This window comes from Brevundimonas diminuta, from assembly GCF_050310045.1.
GTDB classification, from domain to species: domain Bacteria; phylum Pseudomonadota; class Alphaproteobacteria; order Caulobacterales; family Caulobacteraceae; genus Brevundimonas; species Brevundimonas diminuta_F.
The window spans coordinates 2,301,900-2,324,727 of the sequence record NZ_CP190005.1; the positions used below are offsets into that span (position 1 = coordinate 2,301,900).

A 22,828-nucleotide genomic window follows, 5' to 3' on the forward strand; every position below is an offset into this window, starting at 1 on the left:
TCCCAGCCTAAAGCAGGGAAACCATCGTGAATTAGCAGGGAAACATCAGTCCAGGATCAGCGATTGAAAGGCCCGCGAACAGGCCCCTGGACGCGAATTTCCATAATAATCTGAACAATAACAATCCCGCAGACGATGGTAATTTCGCCCTTAGTCCACAATAATTCTGCACGGGAATTGCCCTGGAGAGAGGCTCAGCGCCCGGCGCCGAAGACCTGCCTCTGTCTGTCCCAGGCGAGGGGAAGAGGCTCATACAGCAGACGCTGAAGAGTCAGGCCCGGCGCCTGACGGCCCTCCAGAATGTCCCGTTGCAGGTCCGGAGCGAGAAACGCCAGCCGCACCAGTTTGCGCTCGTAAGCGCTTGTTGGAGACGTCACATCCGTCTGACGGAACGATCCATCAGCCGCATTCCACCCCATGTTCGCCGCCAGCTGATGCGCCCGGCGCAATCCCTTGATCAGAACAGGATCGCGACGTTGGCGCAGGATCAGCGCCCTGCCTTCGCCGTCAAGCTGTCGTACCTGACCGCCGCGCGCCTGACACCGTACCGGAAGGGTCAGGATCGCGGTCTCGGCATCGTCGTGCACCGGTTCAAGACTCTTGCGCAATGCGAGAGGCAGTCGATCCGTCGTCAGGGTGATCCTGACTTCATCCATCAGCAGGTCGATCCGTTTGACCGGCCCCAACATCGCGGCCAGGGGGGCGGTATCATCGTGTCCCAATCGCCCGACCAGAGCCCTTTCGATCACCTCATGGATGGCTTCCGCGCGAACCCGCCGCAGCACGCCAGCACCTGTCGAGCATTTTCGGCCCTGCTGCAGCGGGGCCGAGACATAATATCGATAGACTTTACCGCCCCGCCCATAGCCGAATGACGGGCTCATCCTGTGACCTTCGCCATCGTGCAGCAGGCCTTTCAGCGGCAGCTCGGCTGCACGCATCGGCCGCTCGGCGTACTGCACGGTATTGGCCTTCAATTGCCGCTGAACCCGATCGAACAGCTCCGCATCAACAATGGCCGGATGTCGGCCCGGCATGGAGAGATCGCCATGGACGATCTCTCCGAGATAGATGCGGTTCCTGAGCAAATGAAACAGGGCGCCGCGACTGTAAGGGACACCGCCTGACCGATTTCCCTTGCGGCTCATACGCACCCTGGTCCGCCACCCCTGCGCGTTCAGTCGCTCAGCCAGGACAGCTACAGAACCGAGCTCCAGATAGATCCGATAGAGGGTGCGGACCTGTTCCGCCTGCTCATCATTGACCACCAGGGCCCGCGTCGTTTGATCCGTGGGCAAGTCATAACCAAGGGGCGGCACGCCCCCCATCCACATGCCCTTCTTCTTGGACGCAGCGATCTTGTCACGGATACGCTCGCCCGTGACCTCTCGCTCGAACTGAGCGAAGGACAGCAGGACGTTCAGCGTCAGCCGTCCCATCGAGGTCGTGGTGTTGAAAGCCTGCGTCACCGAGACGAACGAAGCCTCTCGACGGTCCAGGCGCTCGACAATACGGGCAAAGTCCGACAGGGCGCGGGTCAGACGGTCGATCTTGTAGACGACGATGGTATCGACGAGCCCGGCATCCACGTCCGCAAGCAGCTTTTTGAGAGCTGGCCGCTGCATATTGCCACCGGAGAAGCCGCCATCGTCATACAGCGTCGGGAGCGCAACCCATCCCTCCACCGCCTGGCTTTTCACGTAAGATTCACACGCCTCACGCTGCGCATCCAGGCTGTTGAAAGCCCGATCCAGTCCCTCTTCAGTGCTTTTTCGGGTGTAGATGGCGCATCGGATACGACGGCGCTCCACTACGCCTGCTCCTCGCGCAGACCAAAGAAACGCGGGCCATTCCAACGCGAACCTGTGATCGCACGCGCCGCCTCGGAAAGACTGCCATAGACTGTCTCGCCACATCGAAAACGGCCATCGCCCTCAACGATCACCTCATGCGGACGTCCCTTCCACTCGCGCATCAAACGGGTCCCGGGCGGCAGGCTGGTCAACGCCGCCGCGCCGGTCGCCCTGCGCATGGCGCGTCGCGCCTGGGGCTCCAACCCACCTTCGCGCTCGGCCTGGATTCGCCAGGCCAGCATCAGCATCAAGAGTTCGCGCGAACGAATGGTGGGAGGGTCACCGTATCGCGTGCGCCAGCGACGACGCAAAACCTCCAGGTCCAGGGCAGCCAGCCCCTCCAAAGGCTCGCATGAACTATCCATCATGGTCTCAGATCAACCGGGAACACGCCCCCGTACTGATCATGGCCCGACGAGCGGGCCCAGAGACACCAACGCTCTGGTGCGGCGTGTAGTCCAGCCCCGATACATCTGAAACAGCAAAAAGGGCGCAGGATGTCCTGCGCCCCCTTACCCATTCCCTGACTGGATCAACTCCGTCGGGATTGTTCCGCCAGCTTTCTCAAGGTTTTGCCCATTTTCTGCTTTGAGCGGCCTTGGCGATTGATGCGACCGAGGTCGATCTCATCAATCAAACTGAGATCAGGATTGCGCTCGACGTTGTCGCGACACCCCCTCTCATAATAATCCAACATCACCTTAGCCGCGGTCGCATTCCCCTTGGCAGCAGCCCCTCCCAGCGACATTAAAATTACTTTGATCAAAGGAATGCCGTCGCCGTTCGCGCCTTTCACCAGCATATTGCCAACCGCCCGCGCGTCGCGGCCGAGCTGCCCTGGCGTGTCGGCTCTCGGCCGCCGGATGGGGCGGCCTTTGGCATTGCCCGATTGTCCCGGCTTGAACTGTGTGTGCTGAGGCGGGCGGCCATAGCCGATCTTATAGGTCTTGGGTTCGTCGTTCTGGCTCATGCTGCAGCCTCCTGGTTCCAGGCGGCGGCGCGCTCGGCCACGACCTGATCGAAGGATAAGCCAGCGAGCGTGGCCTCCAGGCCTGCGCGTTCACGCAGACGCCGGATGATGACATCGCAATAGATGGGGTCGATCTCTATGCCGTATCCTCTGCGGCCGGCTCGGTGCGCCGCCAGAAGAGTTGTGCCGGATCCCGCAAAGGGATCGAGAACGATATCGCCCCGTCGCGAACAGTCCAGGATAGCGTCCTTGACCAATCCGACGGGCTTGACGGTCGGGTGATCGGCAAGATCCTGATCCCGCCCACGACCGAAGCTGTTTGCGCCGGCATAGCTCCAGACATTGGTGCGGTATCGCCCGTTTTTGCCCAGCTCCACATTGTTGATATGCGGCGCGCGGCCCGACTTGAACACGAACACCATTTCATGCGCTGAACGATAGAGGGAGCCCATGCCCCCATTATTCTTGGCCCAGACACAGAGGTTCTTCAGTTCGGTGTAGGCGCCCATGCCGGCCCTCATCATCTCCGACACATGGCGCCAGTCCATGCAGTGAAAATGAATCGAGCCGTCGACGCTGTGCTTGGCCAACAGCGTGAAGACATCGAACAGAAAGCGTTGAAACGCTTCTGACGACATCTCCCCGGACGCCATGGCGAACTCCCGATGACGCGCCTGGCCCAGGCCCGATACGTGCCCCTGGATCGGCACATTGTAGGGCGGATCAGCAAACACCATCGCAGACCGCTCCTCGCCCATGAGCTGGGCATAGGTTTCAGGTGCAAGGGCGTCGCCGCAGATCAGGCGATGAGGCCCGATATGCCAGACATCTCCCGGCTGGGTGCAGGATGGCCCCGATCCCAGGTCGAACGACGCATCATCGGCCGTCGCCTTCTGTTCTTTCTCGGCGCCGCCATGAAGCAGCCCTTCGATCTCCGGCTCGTCAAAGCCGGTAATCGTGGCGTCGAAATCGAACTCCAGATCCGTCAGGAATTCAAACTCAGCCTTGAGCAGCTTCAGATCCCATCCGGCATTCTCAGCCAACTTGTTGTCGGCGATGGCATAGGCCCGTTTGTCCGCCTCGCTCATCTCGGACAGTCGCAAGGTAGGAACCTTCGTCATCCCGAGCTTCTGCGCCGCTTCAAGCCGGGCATGACCGCCCAGGATCATATCCTCCTCGTCAATGACGATAGGCACGGTAAAGCCGAACCGCTGGATCGCGGCAGCCAGTTGCTCTTTCTGCCGTCGACTGTGTGTCCGCGGATTGTCGACACGCGGACGCAGATGCGTGATGTCACGCATTACGATGATGAGATCATTCATCTCAAATACCTCTACAGATCAGGCCTTTGGCGTGCGCAAAGGCCTAAAAAAAAAGGGGCATTGAGAGGGATCGCGCACGGACCACCTCTCATGATCCAGAGAGGTTTCATGACTGCAGAAACAGCCACGGGAGGAAGCGCGGATGACGAATGGATACAGGTGATTCGCAGCACACGTCGAATCGTGTGCGCCAAAACGGTCAACGCCTGAGCCAGAACCGGTTCTCGCCGACGCGCCCACACACAGTCGCACGCGGTCTACTTCCGATTTGCCCGGCGCCCGACTGTATGGCACTGACGCAGTGCGGGCTGGGCACATCCAGGCCGTGGGGCGTAGGAACCTCTAAAAAGCGTAGGCCGGTCAAGTTTTCTTGGCCGGGCGGCTGTCGCGTATGTCCAAGGCTTGCCCAAAGGCGGCAGCGCCTTGTGCTACGCTCAGGGTTCCTAACGCCCGGCTTTAAACGCCGGGAGCCCCTTGGAATTGGAATCTTGGGGGCGACATGACCGCAAACAAACGATCCCAGTACGATAGCGCCATGACTGGCAACGCCGGCCTGAACTACGCCGCCTGGCAGTTGGCTCGCCGCGGCTGGCACGCCATGCCGACTATCCGCAACGCCAGAGGGTCTGACCTCTTCGTCACCAATGCAGATGAAAGCGTCTTCTTCGGCGTTCAGTCCAAGGCGCTCAGCAAACGTAACGCCGTGCCGCTGGGCAAGAATGGGCAGGAACTGCGCTCTGAATGGTGGATCATCACCATCAACGCCACCTCCGAACAGCCCACCTGCTTCATCCTGACCAGGCAGGAAGTGCTTGACCGGGCCACCGTCGACAAAACGGGAGACGGCCGCTGGCTGGAGGCTCGAGACTATGACGTCGATGAATTTCGCGAGGCGTGGCATCGCCTGAAACCCACGCTCGAGATCGTGTCAGTCACCCAGACCGATCACAAGCTCCAACCGCCCCGGCCGGACACCCTGTGCGGACAGGCCTGGTCCATGTTTGACCGGCTCAGAGCGCAACAGGAAGACCCTCTCTCCGTTGCGGCCACGCTGGTTGAAGCCGAGGCTCTTGGTCTCAACCTCAACAACGTCCGGACTGAATTCTATCGCTGGCGGACCTTCCACGGCCTCGGCGCGTCACAGGTCTGAGGCGCCCGATGTTCATTCAAAAGCTCAAATCAACCACAGCCGTTCTTGGTGTGGTGATGTTTCTCGGCGCATGCGCCTCACAGGATACGCGCATCCGGCTGCAACAACCGCCGCAACCGACCGGTCAGGCGATGCTGGTTCCGATCCGCCACCCTCTCAGAAACGCCGTGGTCATCGACTACGTCTCCGGCATGTCCCAGCACTCCTACTTCTTTGCCGAGGCCAATCAGAACGCCTACCGTCCGCTGCTCCAGCAGGCCCTGGACAAATCCGGCATGGCGGCCCGAACTCCTCTGGCCGGACGCTATGGGCTGCAGGTCGAGTTCGAGGATCTGCGCGGTTCCTTCTTCGGCGTGGATTTCGACAGCCGCAGTCGGGCGACCTATCGCATCGTCGAGCGCGCGACAGGGCGGGTCATGTTCGAGGAACAGGTCGACGCTGGCTTCAAGGCCCGCTTTATCGGCCTGGTCGAAGAAGATCTCGCCTCCACCTACTGGCTGACCATGGGGGTCGCCGCTATCGGTCTGGCGCAGGCCGCCAGTACTGACGTGGTTGGACAATCCCAGGCCTGGCGGAGGGCCTACCAGGCGACGCTGTGGTCAATGCTGTTTGCGCCGCTGTCCGTAGCGCTGCCCACCAATCTGGTCGCACCCAACGATTTCTTTGGTCGTTCTCGCCCTCCCCGTCCGCACATGCAACATGGCGACCTCTCGACCGAAGGCTACGGCGCCCGCGACGGCTATACGCGCGGCCAACAAGCCGATCATCAGATGATGCGGCAATCCATCGCCAAGTTTGTCATTGGATTGGCTGAGCAGCAGGACATCCCCCTCACCGTCATCCTGCCCTGTGATCACAACATCGAAGTCGAGAACCTGAAAGTCGAACTCAGTTGGCACGGCATCCCCTATCGCGGCGAGAATTGCCGCATGGAACGTGTCGAAATCATACACTGAGCCGCCCAACGGTTCCGGCTCATCCAGCCGCAAGCAACGCTCTGTCAATGCCCCTTGATCCTCCCCCGCAAAAGTAGACGGGTTTAAGCCGCTCTGCGTTCGGCCTCGGCGGGGCTGATATAGCCCAGTGACGAGTGCAGGCGACGGGGATTGTAGAAGCCCTCGATGTATCCGAACAGGTCTCTGCGGGCCTGGTCTCGGGTGGCGTAGACGCGGTGATGGACGCGCTCGACTTTGAGGGTGTGGAAGAAGCTCTCCATCGGCGCATTGTCCCAGCAGTCGCCTTTGCGGCTCATGGACGGGGTGATGCCGGATCGGGCCAGGGCAGAGCGATAGGCCTCGGCTGCGTATTGGATGCCACGATCCGAATGATGGATGAGGCCGGGCGCGGGTCGCTGGCGTTTGACGGCCATGTTGAGGGCGTCGAGGGCGATCTCGGTATGCAGGGTCTGGCGCATGGACCAGCCCACGATCTTGCGGGCGTGCATGTCGAGGATGGCGGCGAGGTAGAGCCAGCCCTCACCCGTCGGGATGTAGGTCAGATCGGCGAGCCAGACCTGGTTGGGCGCCGCCGCCTCGAAGTTGCGGGCCAGTCTGTTGGGCGCGATCGGATAGCCGTGACGACTGTTCGTCGTCCGGGCCCGACGCGGCAGGGCGGCCAGGCCCCGTAAGCCGGCGCGGCGCATCAGCCGCTCCACGCGGGAACGGCCGACCCGGCGTCCGTACCGCCGTAGGGTGGCGTGGATGCGGGGCGAGCCATAACAGCCGCTGCTCTCGGCATGGATCAGACGAATGTCCTCGGTCAGTTCGCGGTTGGCGACAGACCTCGCGCTCTCGGGCCGACCGCGCCAGGCGTAATAGCCGCTGGCCGACAGGCCCAGGGCCGCGCACATCATGCGAACCGGCCACACCTGACGATGCTCATCGACGAACCCGAACTTCATCGGGAGGCCGCTCCGAAGATGAGCGCGGCTTTTTTTAAGATATCTCGCTCCATCCGAAGCTGACCGTTCTCCCGTCGTAACCGGGCCACCTCTGCGGCCAGATCCGACGGCGACGGGGACGATGCCTGCGGTGTGGGGCGCCGCGACGTCCCCGTCGCCTGCACCCCGAACTGCGTCATCCACCGACGAAGCACCGTCTCGTGCAGCCCCAGTTCATGGGCCACCGCCCCGACGCTCAGGCCACCGCTGGCGACGCGATCAACCGCATCGCGTTTGAAAGAATCCGGAAAGTTCCGGCGTTGAACACTCATCAGACACTCCTCTCCAGCTCCGAAAAGCTAGCATGGGTGTCCACCAAAATGAGGGAGGATCAAGGTCCAGATCCCCTACGACAAGGCCCTCTATCGCCAGCGGCACAAGATCGAGAACCTCTTCGCCCGCCTCAAGGACTGGCGACGCGTCCACACCCCCGTTACGACCGCTGCGCTCACACCTTCATGACGGCAATCACCATCGCCGCCATCGTTTGCTACTGGCTATAAACAATGAGTCCTGAGCCTATTCATAACGACTTATCGAATAACGACCCAGGTTCAGCTGTATTAAGGCCGCAACCCCCAACAAAGCGCCTAACCCGAAGTAGACTACATCCCCCACAGCATGTTCTATCATCGTCAGGGTGATCGGCCCAAGAGCGGCGCCCGCCAGATAGGCCGCCACCATTATTCCGAGCACCGAGGACAACACGCTGGCGGGAAAATAGCGGCTGGTCAAATAAGCGATAACGTCGCTTTCCATACCCGTCGCCAGACCCAAACCGATGCCCGCCATTGCTGCTACCAGTCCCCATTCGCCTGCGTTCAGCAACAGAACCAGACCTGCCGCTGCGGAACACCCCGCAACAACCGTCACCCGGGGCGCAAAGACCTTGTCCATCAACCAGCCGCCCGCCAGACGGCCGATGATGGATGACAGCCCCAGAACGGCTTGAAGGCGGACAGCAACATCCACATCCGCGCCGCGCCCCTCAAGAATAGCGGGCAGCATAGGGGTAACGCCGCTGATACCGAGTCCAAGCAGGAAGAAGCTGATCAACATGCGCCAGAAGCGCCCCTGACCCAACACTTGCCGGAAGTCACCGCCTTGGGCCGCCGTCGCCACCGCTTCCTTTGTCTGTTCACGCACGGTGAACCAGGTCGCAGGCGCGCCGATAACGATCAACAGACCGGCCACGCCGAGATAACCGCCCCGCCAGCCACCCAGGCCGATCCAGCCCTGAACATAGGTCGGCAACAGCGCCGTACCCAAGCCGACACCGCATAGGGCTACGCCCAGAGCCAGACCTCGCCGCTTGTCAAACCATGAGGTGACCGCCCGCGCATAGCTGATAGGCGACGCCCCAACGGCGGCGATAGCCAGCAAGCCGTAACCGGCGTGCAGGCCCCAAAGACTATTGGCGAACAGAGGCATGGCGGCGAAAACCAGCCCCATGGCGAACATTGATCCCGCCGCCGCCTTGCGTGCGCCGATCATGTCGATGACGCGTCCCGCGAACGGCAGCAGCACCAGAAGGGTCAACATGTAGAGACTGACGGCCCCGGCGAACTGACCGCGTTCCCAGCCATTCTCCGTCGCCAGAGGCGCGATTAGATAGCCGAAGCTGTAGGGCACGAGCACTGTAGCCCCGAGTGCAGCTCCCAGAAAGGAGCCGCCCACCACCGTCCAGCCTTGCCGTCCCCCGTCAGTCATCTGTCGTTGCTCCCGGCGCCCGACCTCGGATGAAAGGCGCAATATCGGATCCTGTAGTGATTCAGACACGCGCCCGGCCTCCAGCCTTTCTGACTGAAGCGGGGGCCGGGCTGCCGCCCCTAGTAGCGGAAACGCAGAGTGACGCCCGCATTGCGCGGTTCGGGCGCGAAGGCCAGGGTCTGGAACACCCCCTGCCCTGCCGGCGGCAAGACAGCGGACCCGCGATTGCGCTGCTGGATAGACATGCCCGGCGCGTCATCATCCAGCAGGTTCCGGGCCCAGACTTCGACGGCCCAGCGCTCATTCTCAATCCCGAAGGCGGCATTGACCTTGGTTTGGCTTCCGACCCAGAACAGGTTGGTGGTAGTGCCGTACTGTCGCGATCGGTAAGCCAGATCACTCCGCACAAACCAATCCCAACCGCCGCCCAGGGATGCCTGATACTGGGCACCGGCGGTGAACATATGCTTGGAAACGTACTGCAGCGTATTACCGTCCAGCACAGCGTTCAGGCCGAAAGAAGCCGATAGCGACGGGTAATAGTACTCGTCGAACTTCGCATCCGTGTACGTGTAGCCGCCATTCAGATTCAGCCCCTGTACCGGACGCGCCACGACTTCCAACTCGAAGCCTTGGGATGTCGTCTTGCCGGCATTGGCGTTCAGGGTTGCACCGAGCGAGCCGAGAGCGCGAACGATCTGATCGTCCCACTTGATCTGGAACAAGGCTGCATTGACCAGCATCCGGCGTTCCAGCAGCGACGCCTTGAGGCCCAACTCATAGTTCCAGCTGGTTTCCGCGTCGTAGTAACGTTCCTGCGCCGTCACGTTGGCCAGGGCGTTGAACCCGCCAGTCTTCACGCCGCGCGCCACGGATCCATATAGACGCAGATCCTCCGTCGCCGCCCAGGACAGGGTCAGGCTGGGCGTGAAATGTTCCTCGGTCAGCGAGAGAGCCGGGTTCGGACTTAAGACGACGTTGGTGTATGGGTTGCTCTGGAAGGGATCGAGCGTCTTTTCCTCGCGGAAGAAACGTCCCGCCACATCAACGGACCAGTCCGGGGCGAAACGCCAGGACACGCTGCCGAACATAGCGAGCACTTCCGACGTCTCGGTGTTGCGCAGCAAGGTCGACTTGAGCGATGCGGGCAACGCAGCTTCAAGCGCCGCGCTAGATACGCGATCCAGATCGACGGAGGTCTGATCCTGGTCGGAATAGTACAGACCGGCCAGCCAATCGATGGCCTGACCCGTATAGTCGAGGCGGAACTCCTGCGAGAAAACGCTGAGGTCTGTATCCTGGGTCTGATAGCTCAGATCCGCCGGACCATAGTCGTTATCCGTGCGCTGATGGCTCTCCAATTGGCTATAGGCCGTGATCGAGGAGGCTTGCAGCCTATCCGACACATCCCAGCGCCCGGTCAGCGAAATCAGACTGCTTTCACGTTCAAACCCGCCGGGGGTGACGGCGAAGCCGCTGGTTTTTGACGGAACCTCGCCCAACAGAATCTGGGACCGGCCCGCGAACAGGTCGGGATTGTTGTTGAGCGTGAAATAGCCCGGATTGTCGCCGGTCTCCGTATCTTCCCACGAAGCGCGCAGGTCGAATGAGACATTGTCCGCAGCCTGCCACATCAAGGCGCCCGACAGGGTGGTCGACCGGTTGTGGTCCAGATCCCCCCCGGTCAGGGTGTTGGTATAGAAACCGTCGCGTTGGACGTGGGCGACGCCGATCCGGCCGTACAGGCGGTCCTCGACCAGCGGTCCCGAGACCACCGCCGAGCCCTCCAGACGCCCGTATTCGCCTGCGGTCAGCGCCGCGCGCAATGAAGGATCGTTCGTCGGCTGGCGGGTGATGACGTTGATGGCGCCGCCGAAGGCGTTGCGCCCATAAAGCGCGACCTGCGGTCCCTTGATGACCTCGATGCGCTCGACATCGGCCAGTTGGCGATCCATCCCGGAACGCGAGCCCTGATAAACGCCGTCGATAAAGAAGCCGACATTGGATTCGCCGACGTTCGTCGACAGGCCGCGGATCACCGGCAGGGCGAAATTGCTGCCGAGCGAAACGAACGTCAGGCCGGGCGTCATCCGCGCCACGTCCTCGATGTTGCGTACGCCGCCGCGCTCTATGGTCTCGCTGGAAATGGCGGTGACGCTGGCCGGAATCTCCTGCAGCGCCTCCTGACGGCGACGCGCAGTGACGACCACGTCGCCGAGCGCGCTGACATGATCGCCGTCCTGTTGTGTCGACGCCGCCATGGCGCCGACCGGCGCGAAAGACGCTGCGGCGGCCGCCGAGGTCATCAGAAATCGGGCAAGGCTCCAACGCCCGCGTCGTGAATGCACTGTCATCGATGTCCTCCCAATCAGCGTCTTTCCGCATATGCGGCGCGCCTTGATCGACACCATCAGAATATTTGACCGTTCTGTCAACGTTGTGTTTCGCGATGGATTATACGACCGCCAAATCGGGCCTCCATTTGACAAATCACCGCCTCCCCTCGACTACAGCCGCATCATTCCCGGCCCTTGAGGGCTGAGTGCAGCCCACGCCTGAACCGCCGAAATCAAACGGATCGGTTCGAGAGAGCAGGATAGTCATGGTCAGAGCGACCACGCGACGTAAGACGCGCACGAACAACCGACCGACGGATATGCTGAAACGCGATATCCTGGCGGCCGCCCTGACGGCTTTCGCCCGCGACGGCTATGACGGCGCCTCCCTGATGGACATCGCCGCCGCGGCGGACACCGGCCACCCCCTTCTGCTCTATCATTTCGGGAGCAAGGAAGCGCTGTGGCGCCAGGTGATGGAGCACATCTTCGAGGAGTTGAAGTCCAACTATTCCGCCGTCGTCGAGCTCTCGCGCGATCTGAGCGGCGTGGACGGGCTGAAGATGTTCATCCGCGCCTTCGTCCAGTTTTCAGCGAAACACCCGGAACGCGTCACCCTAGTCCTGGCCGAAATGCGCGCGGACAGCGAACGCCTGGAATGGCTGACCACCGAATATATGTTCCCTCTCCACGCCCAGTTGAACGCCCTGTTCGACCGGGTGGAGGCCGAGGGCCGGCTGAAGCCGATCCCCCGCCCGAATCTGGTTCACATCCTGATCGGTTCGGTCGCGACCCTGTTCATGGCGGCGCCGCTGCTGCGCAGGATTTATGGCCTGGAGGCCCATTCTCCGGAAACCGTATCCGCCCATGCCGACTGGATCATTGAAATGCTCACCAGCGGCCTCATCACCGCCGAGCCGCAGGCCCGCTGAGGCCGGTCAGGCCGCCAGGCCGAGGCCGCGCCTCAAGCCTCCGACCAGATCGCCCGCAGCGCCGGAATCGCGTCCGCGCCAGGCCACATGGCCGTCCGGCCGCACCAGAACAGCCCCATCCGCTTCGACGCCGTACAGCGCAGCGAAGCCGCGCCCTTGGGGATCCGGCCGCGCACGGTCGCCAACCACCTCCAGGCGCAGGGGCGCCGTGGCGAGCGCCCGCGCCCTATCGGCCGCCGTCCGCCACACGCCCTCAGGGTCGGACGCCGCCAGAAGGACGAAATCCTTCTCGAACAGATCAATCAGAGACACCTCGCCTTCGTCGTCCAGCCACAGGTGGGGCGCGCGCGCACCCGGCTGTGCGGAAGGCTCATAGACGCCCACCTCCCAATCCGCCTCCAGCACCTGATCCGGCTCGAACGCCACGGCGCCGTCCGTATAGCGATAGCCCAGGGCCAGTCCGGGATGCACATAGTGATCCTTGCGGAACATGGCGGCGCGCCCGCTCTCGTCCTTATCGACCAGCGTCTTGAGATTTCGGACCGCCTCGGCGGCGTTATAGAGCGCTATGGGACGACGTTCGCGATCATAGGTGTCCAGCAGGGTTTCAGCCGCCCAGCCGCCGAGCACGGCCGCCAGCTTCCAGCACAGGTTATGAACGTCCTGCAGACCGGTGTTCATGTTGAAGCCGCCGTTCGGCGGCATCAGATGCGCCGCGTCTCCCACAAAAAAGACAGGTCCGGCGCGATAGGATTCAGCAACCGCCACCGTGGCTCGCCAGGCGCGGACATCGATAATCTCGAACACATGGTCAGGCACGCCGACCGCCGCCCTCAACTCCGCCAGCCAGTCGATCTGATCCAGAGGCTTTTCATCCATGACCTTGGGCCTGCCCAACAGCGCGGCGCGGCCGTGCGCATCGACCGGCGCGATCACCGCCGTGCCGATCGTGTCTGGATTGCACAGAGCAAAAAAGGCCGCAGGCGAATCGACGATCGTCGTCAAATCGGACTGGAACAGCACGCTGATGGCTTCCAGGCTGCGGTCCGCCCCGGTGACGCCGACGCCGGCCCGCCGACGCAAAGCCCCGGCCGCGCCGTCCGCCGCGATCAGGTAACGGCCGCGATAATTCCGCGTCTCGCCGGTGGACAGTTCAGTGGCGACGACCTCGACGCCTTCGGCGCTCTCAGCCGTCACCTTCGCCTCCCAGCCGAAATGCACAGCGGCGGCCTCATAGCCTGACGCCGCCTGCCGCAGGATCGGCTCCAGCACGTCCTGCGACACCAGCATCCCGGTCACGGCGCAGGGGCTGAGCGCCCGGCTATGGACATCGCTCAGGGAGGCGCCCGGCTCGAAGACCTGCTCCCAGGGCGACACCAGATCCTTGCCGAAGAAGAATTTGGGCTCGACGCCCACGCCCACGTCCAGCACCGCCTGCTCCAGCCCCCACTGGCGCATGTGCTCCGTCGAGCGCGGATTCAGCAGTCGCGACTTCGGGTGCGGGCTTACCTCCGTCGTCCGCTCGATCAGCGCATGGGCGATCCCCAACCGACTCAGCTGGATCGATGCGCCCAGCCCGACCGGCCCGCCGCCGATAATGATCACGTCTACTTCAGTCATCGCCTGCATTCACTCGTTTGACAGAACCGTCAAATATTTATACTGACAGAACCGTTCAATGCAACGCATCCGAGCCGTCACCCTGAAATTAAGGCGGCCGGTCTCATGGGGAGGTCATCCAGATGTCAAACAATCCATCCGCCCGCGAAGCTGCCGATCTGGCGGGCCAGAAGCTGGCCGCCATGCCAGAATCCAAGGTTCCGCCCGCGATCTTCGTGAATGTCGCCGACATTCCCTGGTCGTCGTTTCCGGGGCATGAGCACTGCGCCAAGTTCAAGCTGCTGCGCATCGATCCGGCGACGCTGGGTCACACCATGCTGTTCCGGTATCGCACCGGCGTCGGCGCGCACCGCCACCTGGGCGAGGTCGAAATCCTCAACCTCAGCCCTACGGGCCACTGGTCCTATGTCGGCGAAGGCACGTCCGGTCCTGGCGACTACACCTATGAATACGCTGGCTCGACCCACGTCGCGATCACCGAGGGGGACGAGTGGGGCGACGCCCTGATCATCTCTCGCGGCCCGTTGCAGATGATCAATGAAGACGGCACGCCGGGCTTCGTGGTCGACGCCTTCGCCTATTACCACGCCGCCGCCGCCAACAACGCCGTGGCCCACCTGCCCTATCCGTTCGCCGACTAGTCATGTCGAACGGTTTCGGAGAGGCCGTCGCCTCTGACGAGCTGACGGAGTCCGTGCGCAGACTGTGCGCGGACTTCCCAGCCGAATACTGGCGCAACGCCGACAGCCAGCACCGCTTTCCCGTCGAATTCCGCCAGGCCGTCGCCGACGCTGGCTATCTGGGCGTGGCCATGCCCGAAGAGTTCGGCGGATCAGGTCTGGGGATTCGAGAGGCGGCCCTGATTCTCAAGGCCATATCCGGGTCAGGCGCCGGCGCCTCGGGCACATCGGCCGTCCATATGAACATCTTCGGCCTGCACCCCGTGGTGGCGGCCGGGACACAGGACCAGAAGGCCCGCTTCCTGCCGCCGATCATCTCGGGTGAACACCACGCCTGTTTCGCCGTCACCGAGCCCAATTCAGGTCTGGACACCGGCAGCCTTGAGACTGTCGCCCGCCGCGACGGCGACCTGTACCGGGTCACGGGCCGCAAGCTCTGGATCTCCACCGCCCAGATCGCCACCCATATGCTGATCGTGGCCCGCACCGGCGGCCCCGGCCTGAAGGGTCTCAGCCTCTTCTATTCGCCGCTGGACCGCTCCCGCATCGAAATCCGCGAGATCGACAAGATGGGCCGCAGCGCCGTCGATTCCAACATGCTGTTCATCGAGGACCTCGAAATCCCGGTCGAGAACCGCATCGGCGCGGAAGGCGACGGGTTCAGGATTCTGCTGCACGGGCTGAACCCGGAACGCATCCTGGTCGCGGCCGGCTGCATCGGCCAGGGCATGGCGGCGCTGGAGCGCGCCTCGGCCTACGCCCGCGAACGTCAGGTCTTCGGACGCCCGATCGGCGCCAATCAGGGGGTGGCCCACCCGCTGGCCGAAGCCTGGGCCAAGCTGGAAGCCGCAGACGCCCTGATGATGAGGGCCGCGAGCCTCTATGATTCCGGCCAGCCCTGCGGCCCCCAGGCGAACGCCGCCAAATACCTGGCCGCAGAGGCCAGCTTCGCCGCCTGCGAAACCGCCGTCCTGACCTTGGGCGGCATGGGCTACGCCAAGGAATATGACGTTGAGCGCCTGTTCCGGGAATCCATGATCGGCCGCATCGCCCCGGTGTCGCGCCAGATGATCCTCAACTTCATCTCGGAGAAGGTGCTTGACCTCCCCAGATCCTATTGAACCGAAAGTCGGCGAAGGCCCCCTGGCCGGGATCCGCGTCCTGGACCTGACATCGGTCTTCATGGGGCCGCTGGCCACCGTCTGCATGGCCGATCTCGGCGCTGAGGTCATCAAGATCGAAAGTCCCGACGGCGACATGATCCGTCCCGTCGGTCCGGGCGGAGAAGACGGCCTCGGCGCCATCTTCCAGCACCTGAACCGCAACAAACAGTCCGTCGTCCTGGACCTGAAGAACGAGGCGGGCCTGAACGCCCTGCTGCGGTTGGCGTGCGACGCCGATGTGCTGATCTACAATATCCGTCCGGCCGCCATGACCCGGCTGGGCCTGGGTTGGGAACGACTGCATGCGCTTAACCCGCGCCTGATTTTCGCGGGCGTGTTCGGCTATAGTCAACGCGGCGCCTATGCCGCCGAGCCCGCTTTCGACGACCTGATCCAAGCGGCGTCCGGCCTGGCCCATGCGGTCGGCGTCGCCACCGGCGGTCCGCCCGCCTATGCGCCGGTCACCGTGGCCGACCGCGCCGTCGGCTTCTACGCCTTCGGAGCCGTTTCCGCCGCCCTTTACGCCCGAACGCGCACGGGCAAGGGTCAAAGGGTCGACATTCCCATGTTCGAGACCATGACCAGCCTGGTCATGGGCGACCATCTGTATGGCCACACCTATGATCCCCCGCGCGGCGACTACGGCTATCCACGCCTGACCGCACGCACCCGCCGCCCGTATAAGACGCAGAACGGCCACGTCTGCTGCACCGTCTATACCGATGCTCAATGGAAGGCTTTCCTGGCCCTGGCGGGACGCGCCGAATTGTTCGAGACCGACCCCCGTCTCAAGGACCTGGGTACGCGCACCCGCCATATCGAAGCGCTGTACGGTCTGGTCGAGGAGATTCTTCAGACCCGCACCACTGAGGCTTGGCGCGAAGCCCTCAAACCTCACGGCGTGCCGATCTTCCCGGTGCATGATTTCGACAGCCTGCTGGCCGATCCTCATCTGACCAGCATCGACTTCTTCCAGCCTGCGGTGGACGCTGCCGGTCGCGACATCCGAATGATGGCCTGTCCTTCCGAATGGAGCGAAGGCCTGCCCGGCCCGCATCGACCGGCTCCGCGCAAGGGCGAGCATACTCACGCCATTCTCGGCGCTCTGGCGGATACGCCGGCATGAGCGGCCTGCCCTCAATAATCCGGCGCCGGGAAGGGCCGGTACTGACCTTGGTCATCAACCGGCCGGAACGCGCCAACGCTTTGGACAGCACTGCCATCAACGCCCTGTTCGACGCCTTCGCCGATCCCGAAGACGCAAGGGTGGTGGTTCTCACCGGCGCTGGCGAAAGGGCCTTCTGTTCCGGTGCCGACCTGTCCGGCGCCTTGCCGGAGAAGACAGCGAGCGAGTTCACCCGACTGCTGGCGGCCATGGACGACTGCCCTGCCCCTATCATCGCCAGAGTCAACGGCGCCGCAGCGGGCGGGGGCGTAGGGCTGCTTTGCGCCGCCGACATCGCCATTGCGTCACAGACCGCCTCCGTCGCTACGCCGGAGGGCCGCGTAGGCCTGTTTCCCTTCATGATCCTGCCCTATCTGCTGCGGGTGGCTTCGCCGCGCCGAGTGGCGGAAATGGCCTATGCGGGGCGTCGACTGGCGGCCGACGAAGCGCTTGAGGCCGGCTTCTTCACCCGTGTGGCGTCCCCCGACAGCCTAGAGACGCATGTGGAAGAAAGCCTGCAGGCGATCCTCGCCATGGGGCCTCAGGCCATGAAGGCCGGTCGCGCCGCCTTCCTGCGACGAATCTCATCCGACAATGGTCCGGACGAAGCCATGGCCGACGCATTCCGTGCCCTGTCATCCAGCCCCGAAGCCGCCGAAGGGCTGGCCGCCCGCCGTGAGCGTCGCGCCCCTGACTGGAGCCTGTCATGACCGAGACCATCCGCATCGCAGGAGCATCGGGTTTCTGGGGCGACACCGACGCCGCTACGGAACAGCTGCTGGCCTGTCCGCAGTTAGACTACATCGTCTACGACTATCTCTCCGAGATCACCCTGGCTCTGCTGGCCAGAGCGCGAGCCGAGTCCCCCACAGGCGGCTATGTCCCCGACTTCGAGCGCGCGATCACCCCCCATCTGGCGACGATCAAGACCAGAGGCGTGCGCCTGCTGGCCAATGCAGGCGGCTTGAACCCCGTGGCCTGCGCTCAGGCGCTTGAGGCGGCGGCGGTTGCGGCCGGAGTGCCCCTGCGCGTCGCGGCAGTCACGGGCGACGACGTGATGGACTCCCTGCCCGTCGGCGCCGTCGACATGTTCAACCAGCGGCCTCTGCCGGAGAAAATTCTCAGCGCCAACGCCTATCTGGGCGCCGCAGGAATGGTCGCAGCCCTGGCCGAGGGCGCCGACATCGTGATCACTGGACGCTGTGCGGATTCCGCGCTGACGCTGGCGCCGTTGATCCATCATTTCGGGTGGGCCTTCGACGACTGGGACCGTCTGGCGCAGGGGTCGTTGGCCGGCCACCTGATCGAGTGCGGCTCGCAAGGCGTAGGCGGACTGTTCACCGACTGGCGTGAAGTCTGCGACGGCTGGAGCGAGATGGGTTTCCCGATCGCTGTGTGCGCGGCGGACGGCGCATTCGAGATCACCAAACCCGAAGGTGCCGGCGGCCGGATCACCCCGCTCTCCCTGACTGAGCAGATGCTGTATGAAATCGGCGATCCTGCAGACTACCGCCTGCCCGATGTCGTCTGCGACTTTCGTCAAGTCAGCCTGGTCGAGACCGGCCCGGACAAGGTGCGCGTCTGCGGCGCTCGGGGCACGCCCGCTCCAGCCGACTACAAGATCAGCGTCACCTGGCAGGACGGCTGGAGACTGACAGCCATTCTCATGATCGGCGGACGGGAAGCCTGCGCCAAGGCCCGCCATGTCGGCCAAGCGATCCTGGAGCGGACGCAACGCCTAGGCACCCGACAAGGCCTCTCGCCGCTTGTCCGCACGGATATAGAGCCTCTAGGGGCTGAGGTCAGCTACGGGCCTCATGCACGAACCGGAGACACGCGCGAAGTGGTGTTGAAGATCGCTGCGACCGCCGAAGATCCAGCTATTCTGCAGCTCTTGTCGCGCGAGATATTTCCTTCGGCCACCGCGATGGCGCCCGGCATCACCGGCGTAGCGGGAGGGCGGCCCTCGCCCTCTCCGTTGATCCGTGGCGGTGCTGTCCTGGCGCCCCGCGCCGCCACGCCCGTCGCCGTGCACATGCGGGGCGTGTCTCGTTCAGTTGCCGTAAATGATGCTGCTTCTCTCAGTATCGCTCCGACTCATCCCGACGATCTCGCCGACGCGCGCCACGACGCCCCACGCGCCCCGCTGGATGGAACGCTGATCGATCTGGCGGTGGCGCGCAGCGGCGACAAGGGCGACATCATCAACATCGGCGTGGCCGCGCGCTCGGCAGAAGCGTTCGATATCTTGCTCCATCACCTGACGGCAGACCGGGTAGGGACGTACCTGGACCATCTCGGTGCTGATCGGGTCGAACGGTTCAGCCTGCCCGGCAGTCGGTCGCTCAACTTTCTTTTTCATGGCGCGCTGAAAGGCGGCGGCATGGCGAATCTGCGTTTCGATGCTCAAGGCAAGGCGGTGGCGCAGATGCTTCTGGACCTGCCCTTGCAGAGTCTCGCCTAGGCTCAGGACTCATAGCCAGAACAGGATGGTAGCGGCGAGGGATATGGCGGACAGGAAGACGGTTGGGCAGCGATCATAGCGCGTGGCGACCCGTCGCCAGTCCTTCAACCTGCCGAACATGATCTCAATACGGTTGCGCCGTTTGTATCGGCGCCTGTCGTAGCGGATGGGTTCAGTGCGGGATTTGCGGCCAGGGATGCATGGCGTGATCCCCTTGGCTTGCAAGGCGTCCCTGAACCAATCGGCGTCATAACCTCGATCACCCAGTAGCCACTGCGCCCGTGGAAGGCTGTCCAACAGAGCGGCGGCGCCGGTGTAGTAGCTGACCTGGCCCGCCGCCATGAACAGGCTGAAGGGGCGTCCGCTGGCATCGGTCACTGCGTGAAGCTTGGTATTCATGCCGCCTTTCGTGCGTCCGATCAGCCGCCCAAGGCCCCCTTTTTTACCCGTAGGCTCGAAGCCGCGCGGTGCGCCTTCAGATAGGTCGCGTCGATCATGACGGTGCGGCGTTCGGTCTGAGCCCCGGACAGGCCCTCCATCATCCGGATGAAGACACCAGCCTCGCTCCACCGTTTCCAGCGGTTGTAGAGGGTCTTGTGCGGCCCGTAGGCCGCCGCCTGACGTGACCCCCGTTTCTCATCCAGCCATAACGAGAGTCCGAGGTTGATCTGAGTAGAGGTTGGCTGGGTTGGCAATAGGGCGGCCTGCGCAGCCCTCAACCAGCGCAGCAGACCGCCCGACGTTTCCAGCAAGGGTGTGCGCGTAGGCCTGCGGCGTCAGCCAGCCGAGTTTCGAGTGCGGTCGCCTCTCGTTGTAATCGCGCCGCCAAACCTCCAGCACCGCGCGGGCGTGCGGCAGGGAGCGGAACAGCGTCTCGTTCAGCAACTCGTCACGCAGGCGCCCGTTAAAGCTCTCGTTGAAGCCGTTCTGCTGGGGCTTGCCTGGTGCGATGTAGTGCCAGCCGACGCCGGTGTCGTCGGCCCAGGCCAGGACGGCGTTCGAAGTGTATTCCGTGCCGTTGTCGCTGACGATGGTGTCCGGTCGGCCCCGCTGCCGGATGACGGCGTCCAACTCCCGCACCACTCGCGCGCCCGACAGCGAGGTATCGGCCACCAGCGCCAGGCATTCGCGGGTGCAGTTGTCGATCACCGTCAGGATGCGCAAGCGCCGCCCGTCCGTCATCTGGTCGGCGACGAAGTCCAGCGACCAGCGCTGATTGGCGACCAGCGGCAGGTCCAGCGGTCGCCGCGTGCCCATCGCTCGCTTCCGCCCGCCGCGCCGGCGCACCGTCAGCCGTTCCTCGCGATAGATCCGCTGGACCCGCTTCTTGTTGACCGCATGGCCCTCGCGCCGCAGCAGGACGTGCAGGCGGCGATAGCCGAACCGGCGACGCTCCTGGGCGAGGGCTTTCAACCGGTCGCGCAGGGCGCCGTCGTCCGGCCGCGTCGCCTGATAGCGCACGCTCGTCCGATCGACGCCCAGAGCACGGCACGCCCGCCTTTCGCTCAACTCGTAGGCGGCCTGCAGATGACCAGCCGCCTCGCGCCAACCGGCGGGCGTCACCACTTTTTTCCCAGCAGGTCCTTCAGGGCCACGTTGTCCAGCATCGCGTCCGCCAGCATCCGCTTGAGCCGGGCGTTCTCGTCTTCAAGCGTCTTCAGCCGCCGAGCCTCCGACACGTCGAGCCCGCCGAACTTGGCCTTCCATTTGTAAAAGGTCGCCGAGCTGACCCCGTGACGCCGACACACCTCCGCCGTCGTCACACCGGCCTCCTGCTCCCGCAGAATCCCGATGATCTGCTCTTCTGTGAACCTTGATCGCTTCATTCTGTCCGTCCTTCTTTAGGGCGGACTCTAGTTATTCCTGGAGGAGATTCAGGGGGTCACGTCAGTCCGAACTCCCGCGTCCAGCTCCGGATCGTCTCGTAACTGACCTCGATTCCACGCTGGGCCAGCATTTCCTCGACGTCGCGCAGGCTCAGATTGAGGCGGGAAGTAGAGCCATGCCGTTTAACGGATCACATCCGCCGGGAACCGATGGTGCCTGAACATAGAAGCTTCATAAAATGCGTTCCCGATCAACCGTTTACGCCGACCTTCAGTGGAGACAAGTTAGCGTTAGACTGACAGCACCAGGGCGGGTTCATGATCGCTCGCTCACGCTTCGACTACATTCGCGCCAAGTTTGGATGACCATAGCTTTGCGATTACGCCGCAGACGGATATGCGCCAAGTGTGGACGGCTCCCCGTTGTGGCCATTCCACGAAACGACCCCGCCAGTTCGAATGGTGCACTATTTCCTGCCAGTTTATCATGCCACCACTAAGCTTCTGATGGCGGTCGATTTTCAGGTTTGAATTCCATGCATCAACCAATGCGTATTGGCGATCCGTCTTTTTTCCAGTCCATAACCCTATTTGACGGCGGTTCCGACCGGCAGTAGGTCTGCCGCTACAAACTGCATATAGTTGCCGCGGCCAGAAGCGTCTTTTGCTGGCGCACAGGAGCCACAGGCTACGCCAGTCTAGGCAGGAAATTTGACAGAACCTGACATCCGCTCCCTGATCATGGGTAATCCCGTCGCGCGAGCCTTCGCCATCATCGGAGATGCCTGGACCCAACTCATCATGCGGGAAGCCTTCTATGGAGTGCGTCGTTTCAGCGTCTGGCGTGAGCGCCTGGGCGCTCCCCGCAGCGTACTGACGGACCGACTACAGAAACTTGTCGCGGCAGGTCTTCTCGCTCAAACTCAGATCGATACAGGCAAGCGCACAGAATACCGTCTAACCGAAATGGGCATCGACATGTTCGGTGTGGCGGTGGTCCAGGGCCAGTGGGAGAGGGTCTGGGCGCAGTCTCCGCTTCAAGAACGTTACGCCATCGCCTTTTATGATCGTGAGACAGGACGCCGACTAAGGCCTGCGGTCCTCACCCGCGCACACGGCGGCGAGGTGCGCGCAGAAAATGTAGATTGGCGGCCTGGACCCGGTCTTGTGGTCATACCTGCGCCAACGTCACGCCGCAGACGATCTAAACCAATAGAAACCGATCGCCCGATTATCGATCGCTCAACCGACATCATGGGTGATTATTGGAGTTGGGCGGTTCTGTCGGCGGCCTACTTCCGGTTACGCCGTTTCGATGAAATTCATGCCGCTTTGGGTGTAGCCACCAATATTCTGGCCGACCGGCTGAATCGCCTGGTGCTGCACGGCGTGCTGGAAAAACGGCCCTATCAAACCGCGCCCCTGCGGTACGAGTATCGCCTGACCAAAGCTGGATTGGCGCTATATCCCATAGTCTTGGCCATGCACGGCTGGAGCCAGCGCTGGCTGGTCAAACCTGAAGAGGCTCCCTTGAGCCTGGTGGACCGTATCAGCGGCGAGGCGATCACACCGGTAGTTTGCGACATCGACAGCGGTGAGCCAATGGACCCTCGCCGTATTCGCTGGGAGGTCGAAGCCGCCTCCCCTCCGCCTCTCAACTAGATATCCGCCCGCCGGAACAGAGCCAGGCAGGCGGAT

General features: G+C 63.1%; 18 protein-coding genes and 3 pseudogenes. 10 read left to right on the plus strand and 11 right to left on the minus strand.

Annotated elements, in window-relative coordinates; translation table 11 throughout:
• Positions 1-194: 194 nt before the first annotated feature.
• The 4 genes from ACORJG_RS11150 to ACORJG_RS11165 form a co-directional block, all read right to left on the minus strand.
• A complete protein-coding gene (locus tag ACORJG_RS11150; protein WP_427789084.1) occupies positions 195-1,811 on the minus strand; it encodes a recombinase family protein in 1,617 nt (538 codons plus the stop codon).
• Entirely contained in the window at positions 1,811-2,221 is a 411-nt protein-coding gene (locus tag ACORJG_RS11155; RefSeq protein ID WP_427789085.1) for a DUF2924 domain-containing protein, read from the minus strand. Before ACORJG_RS11155 ends, ACORJG_RS11150 begins: the two co-directional genes overlap by 1 nt.
• Before the next feature lie 164 nt (positions 2,222-2,385).
• The gene (locus ACORJG_RS11160) at positions 2,386-2,823 is read right to left on the minus strand and encodes a DUF5681 domain-containing protein (RefSeq protein ID WP_427789086.1); all 438 of its coding nucleotides are present in this window, start codon (positions 2,821-2,823) and stop codon (positions 2,386-2,388) included.
• Positions 2,820-4,145: a site-specific DNA-methyltransferase gene (locus ACORJG_RS11165; RefSeq protein WP_427789087.1), complete on the minus strand. Its 1,326-nt coding sequence runs from the start codon at positions 4,143-4,145 to the stop codon at positions 2,820-2,822. Before ACORJG_RS11165 ends, ACORJG_RS11160 begins: the two co-directional genes overlap by 4 nt.
• Before the next feature lie 499 nt (positions 4,146-4,644).
• Between ACORJG_RS11165 and ACORJG_RS11170 the strand changes: the two genes are divergently transcribed.
• The gene (locus tag ACORJG_RS11170; protein WP_427789088.1) at positions 4,645-5,295 is read left to right on the plus strand and encodes a hypothetical protein; all 651 of its coding nucleotides are present in this window, start codon (positions 4,645-4,647) and stop codon (positions 5,293-5,295) included.
• 8 nt (positions 5,296-5,303) lie between these two features.
• Positions 5,304-6,251, plus strand: coding sequence for a hypothetical protein (locus ACORJG_RS11175; RefSeq protein ID WP_427789089.1), 948 nt, complete (start codon positions 5,304-5,306; stop codon positions 6,249-6,251).
• An 83-nt stretch (positions 6,252-6,334) separates the two neighbouring features.
• Here the strand turns inward: ACORJG_RS11175 and ACORJG_RS11180 are convergent.
• A protein-coding gene (locus ACORJG_RS11180) for an IS3 family transposase (RefSeq protein ID WP_427789090.1) occupies positions 6,335-7,506 on the minus strand; the annotation gives its coding sequence in 2 pieces (ribosomal slippage) (positions 6,335-7,236 and positions 7,236-7,506; 1,173 coding nt in all).
• A gap of 76 nt (positions 7,507-7,582) precedes the next feature.
• Between ACORJG_RS11180 and ACORJG_RS11185 the strand changes: the two are divergent.
• Positions 7,583-7,737, plus strand: a pseudogene (locus ACORJG_RS11185) (transposase); the annotation flags it as partial.
• 16 nt (positions 7,738-7,753) lie between these two features.
• Here the strand turns inward: ACORJG_RS11185 and ACORJG_RS11190 are convergent.
• Positions 7,754-8,944 carry an MFS transporter gene (locus ACORJG_RS11190; RefSeq protein WP_427789091.1) on the minus strand — a complete coding sequence of 397 codons (1,191 nt, stop codon included), beginning with the start codon at positions 8,942-8,944 and terminating at the stop codon, positions 7,754-7,756.
• Positions 8,945-9,063: 119 nt separating this feature from the next.
• Positions 9,064-11,352, minus strand: a complete 2,289-nt coding sequence (locus ACORJG_RS11195) for a TonB-dependent receptor (RefSeq protein WP_427789092.1) — start codon at positions 11,350-11,352, stop codon at positions 9,064-9,066.
• Positions 11,353-11,600: 248 nt separating this feature from the next.
• Here ACORJG_RS11195 and ACORJG_RS11200 point away from each other — a divergent pair, with 248 nt between their 5' ends.
• Positions 11,601-12,212 (plus strand): TetR/AcrR family transcriptional regulator, encoded by a 612-nt coding sequence (locus ACORJG_RS11200; protein ID WP_427789093.1) that lies wholly within the window; start codon positions 11,601-11,603, stop codon positions 12,210-12,212.
• Between the two features lie 6 nt (positions 12,213-12,218).
• Here ACORJG_RS11200 and ACORJG_RS11205 read toward each other — a convergent pair whose 3' ends face one another.
• Positions 12,219-13,832 (minus strand): FAD-dependent monooxygenase, encoded by a 1,614-nt coding sequence (locus ACORJG_RS11205; RefSeq protein WP_427789094.1) that lies wholly within the window; start codon positions 13,830-13,832, stop codon positions 12,219-12,221.
• Between the two features lie 122 nt (positions 13,833-13,954).
• Here ACORJG_RS11205 and ACORJG_RS11210 point away from each other — a divergent pair, with 122 nt between their 5' ends.
• The 5 genes from ACORJG_RS11210 to ACORJG_RS11230 are packed head-to-tail and all read left to right on the plus strand — an operon-like array spanning position 13,955 to position 19,304.
• Positions 13,955-14,473 (plus strand): cupin domain-containing protein, encoded by a 519-nt coding sequence (locus ACORJG_RS11210; protein ID WP_427789095.1) that lies wholly within the window; start codon positions 13,955-13,957, stop codon positions 14,471-14,473.
• Between the two features lie 2 nt (positions 14,474-14,475).
• Positions 14,476-15,633: an acyl-CoA dehydrogenase family protein gene (locus ACORJG_RS11215; RefSeq protein WP_427789096.1), complete on the plus strand. Its 1,158-nt coding sequence runs from the start codon at positions 14,476-14,478 to the stop codon at positions 15,631-15,633.
• Positions 15,611-16,801, plus strand: a complete 1,191-nt coding sequence (locus ACORJG_RS11220; RefSeq protein ID WP_427789097.1) for a CaiB/BaiF CoA transferase family protein — start codon at positions 15,611-15,613, stop codon at positions 16,799-16,801. The genes ACORJG_RS11215 and ACORJG_RS11220 overlap by 23 nt, the downstream gene beginning before the upstream one ends.
• On the plus strand, positions 16,798-17,550 hold the full coding sequence (locus tag ACORJG_RS11225; protein WP_427789098.1) for an enoyl-CoA hydratase/isomerase family protein: 753 nt from the start codon (positions 16,798-16,800) through the stop codon (positions 17,548-17,550). The genes ACORJG_RS11220 and ACORJG_RS11225 overlap by 4 nt, the downstream gene beginning before the upstream one ends.
• Positions 17,547-19,304 (plus strand): acyclic terpene utilization AtuA family protein, encoded by a 1,758-nt coding sequence (locus tag ACORJG_RS11230; RefSeq protein ID WP_427789099.1) that lies wholly within the window; start codon positions 17,547-17,549, stop codon positions 19,302-19,304. Before ACORJG_RS11225 ends, ACORJG_RS11230 begins: the two co-directional genes overlap by 4 nt.
• Positions 19,305-19,313: 9 nt before the next feature.
• Here ACORJG_RS11230 and ACORJG_RS11235 read toward each other — a convergent pair.
• The 3 genes and pseudogenes from ACORJG_RS11235 to ACORJG_RS11245 form a co-directional block, all read right to left on the minus strand.
• Positions 19,314-19,912 (minus strand): annotated as a pseudogene (locus ACORJG_RS11235) (IS5 family transposase); the annotation flags it as partial.
• A 28-nt stretch (positions 19,913-19,940) separates the two neighbouring features.
• A protein-coding gene (locus tag ACORJG_RS11240) for an IS3 family transposase (protein ID WP_427788494.1) occupies positions 19,941-21,130 on the minus strand; the annotation gives its coding sequence in 2 pieces (ribosomal slippage) (positions 19,941-20,878 and positions 20,878-21,130; 1,191 coding nt in all).
• Between the two features lie 65 nt (positions 21,131-21,195).
• A pseudogene (locus ACORJG_RS11245) lies at positions 21,196-21,355 on the minus strand (IS6 family transposase); the annotation flags it as partial.
• Positions 21,356-21,841: 486 nt separating this feature from the next.
• Here ACORJG_RS11245 and ACORJG_RS11250 point away from each other — a divergent pair.
• Complete coding sequence (locus tag ACORJG_RS11250) at positions 21,842-22,792, plus strand: winged helix-turn-helix transcriptional regulator (RefSeq protein ID WP_427789100.1); 951 nt, start codon at positions 21,842-21,844, stop codon at positions 22,790-22,792.
• The last annotated feature ends 36 nt before the right edge of the window (positions 22,793-22,828 follow it).

Bases quoted from the DNA above. Each gene is read 5' to 3' on its own strand.
- ACORJG_RS11225 (WP_427789098.1), top strand. From the start codon at position 16,798: ATGAGCGGCCTGCCCTCAATAATCCGGCGCCGGGAAGGGCCGGTACTG.
- ACORJG_RS11200 (WP_427789093.1), top strand. From the start codon at position 11,601: ATGCTGAAACGCGATATCCTGGCGGCCGCCCTGACGGCTTTCGCCCGC.
- ACORJG_RS11155 (WP_427789085.1), bottom strand. From the start codon at position 2,221: ATGATGGATAGTTCATGCGAGCCTTTGGAGGGGCTGGCTGCCCTGGAC.
- ACORJG_RS11230 (WP_427789099.1), top strand. From the start codon at position 17,547: ATGACCGAGACCATCCGCATCGCAGGAGCATCGGGTTTCTGGGGCGAC.
- ACORJG_RS11205 (WP_427789094.1), bottom strand. From the start codon at position 13,832: ATGACTGAAGTAGACGTGATCATTATCGGCGGCGGGCCGGTCGGGCTG.
- ACORJG_RS11190 (WP_427789091.1), bottom strand. From the start codon at position 8,944: ATGACTGACGGGGGACGGCAAGGCTGGACGGTGGTGGGCGGCTCCTTT.
- ACORJG_RS11175 (WP_427789089.1), top strand. From the start codon at position 5,304: ATGTTCATTCAAAAGCTCAAATCAACCACAGCCGTTCTTGGTGTGGTG.
- ACORJG_RS11165 (WP_427789087.1), bottom strand. From the start codon at position 4,145: ATGAATGATCTCATCATCGTAATGCGTGACATCACGCATCTGCGTCCG.
- ACORJG_RS11170 (WP_427789088.1), top strand. From the start codon at position 4,645: ATGACCGCAAACAAACGATCCCAGTACGATAGCGCCATGACTGGCAAC.
- ACORJG_RS11215 (WP_427789096.1), top strand. From the start codon at position 14,476: ATGTCGAACGGTTTCGGAGAGGCCGTCGCCTCTGACGAGCTGACGGAG.
- ACORJG_RS11210 (WP_427789095.1), top strand. From the start codon at position 13,955: ATGTCAAACAATCCATCCGCCCGCGAAGCTGCCGATCTGGCGGGCCAG.
- ACORJG_RS11160 (WP_427789086.1), bottom strand. From the start codon at position 2,823: ATGAGCCAGAACGACGAACCCAAGACCTATAAGATCGGCTATGGCCGC.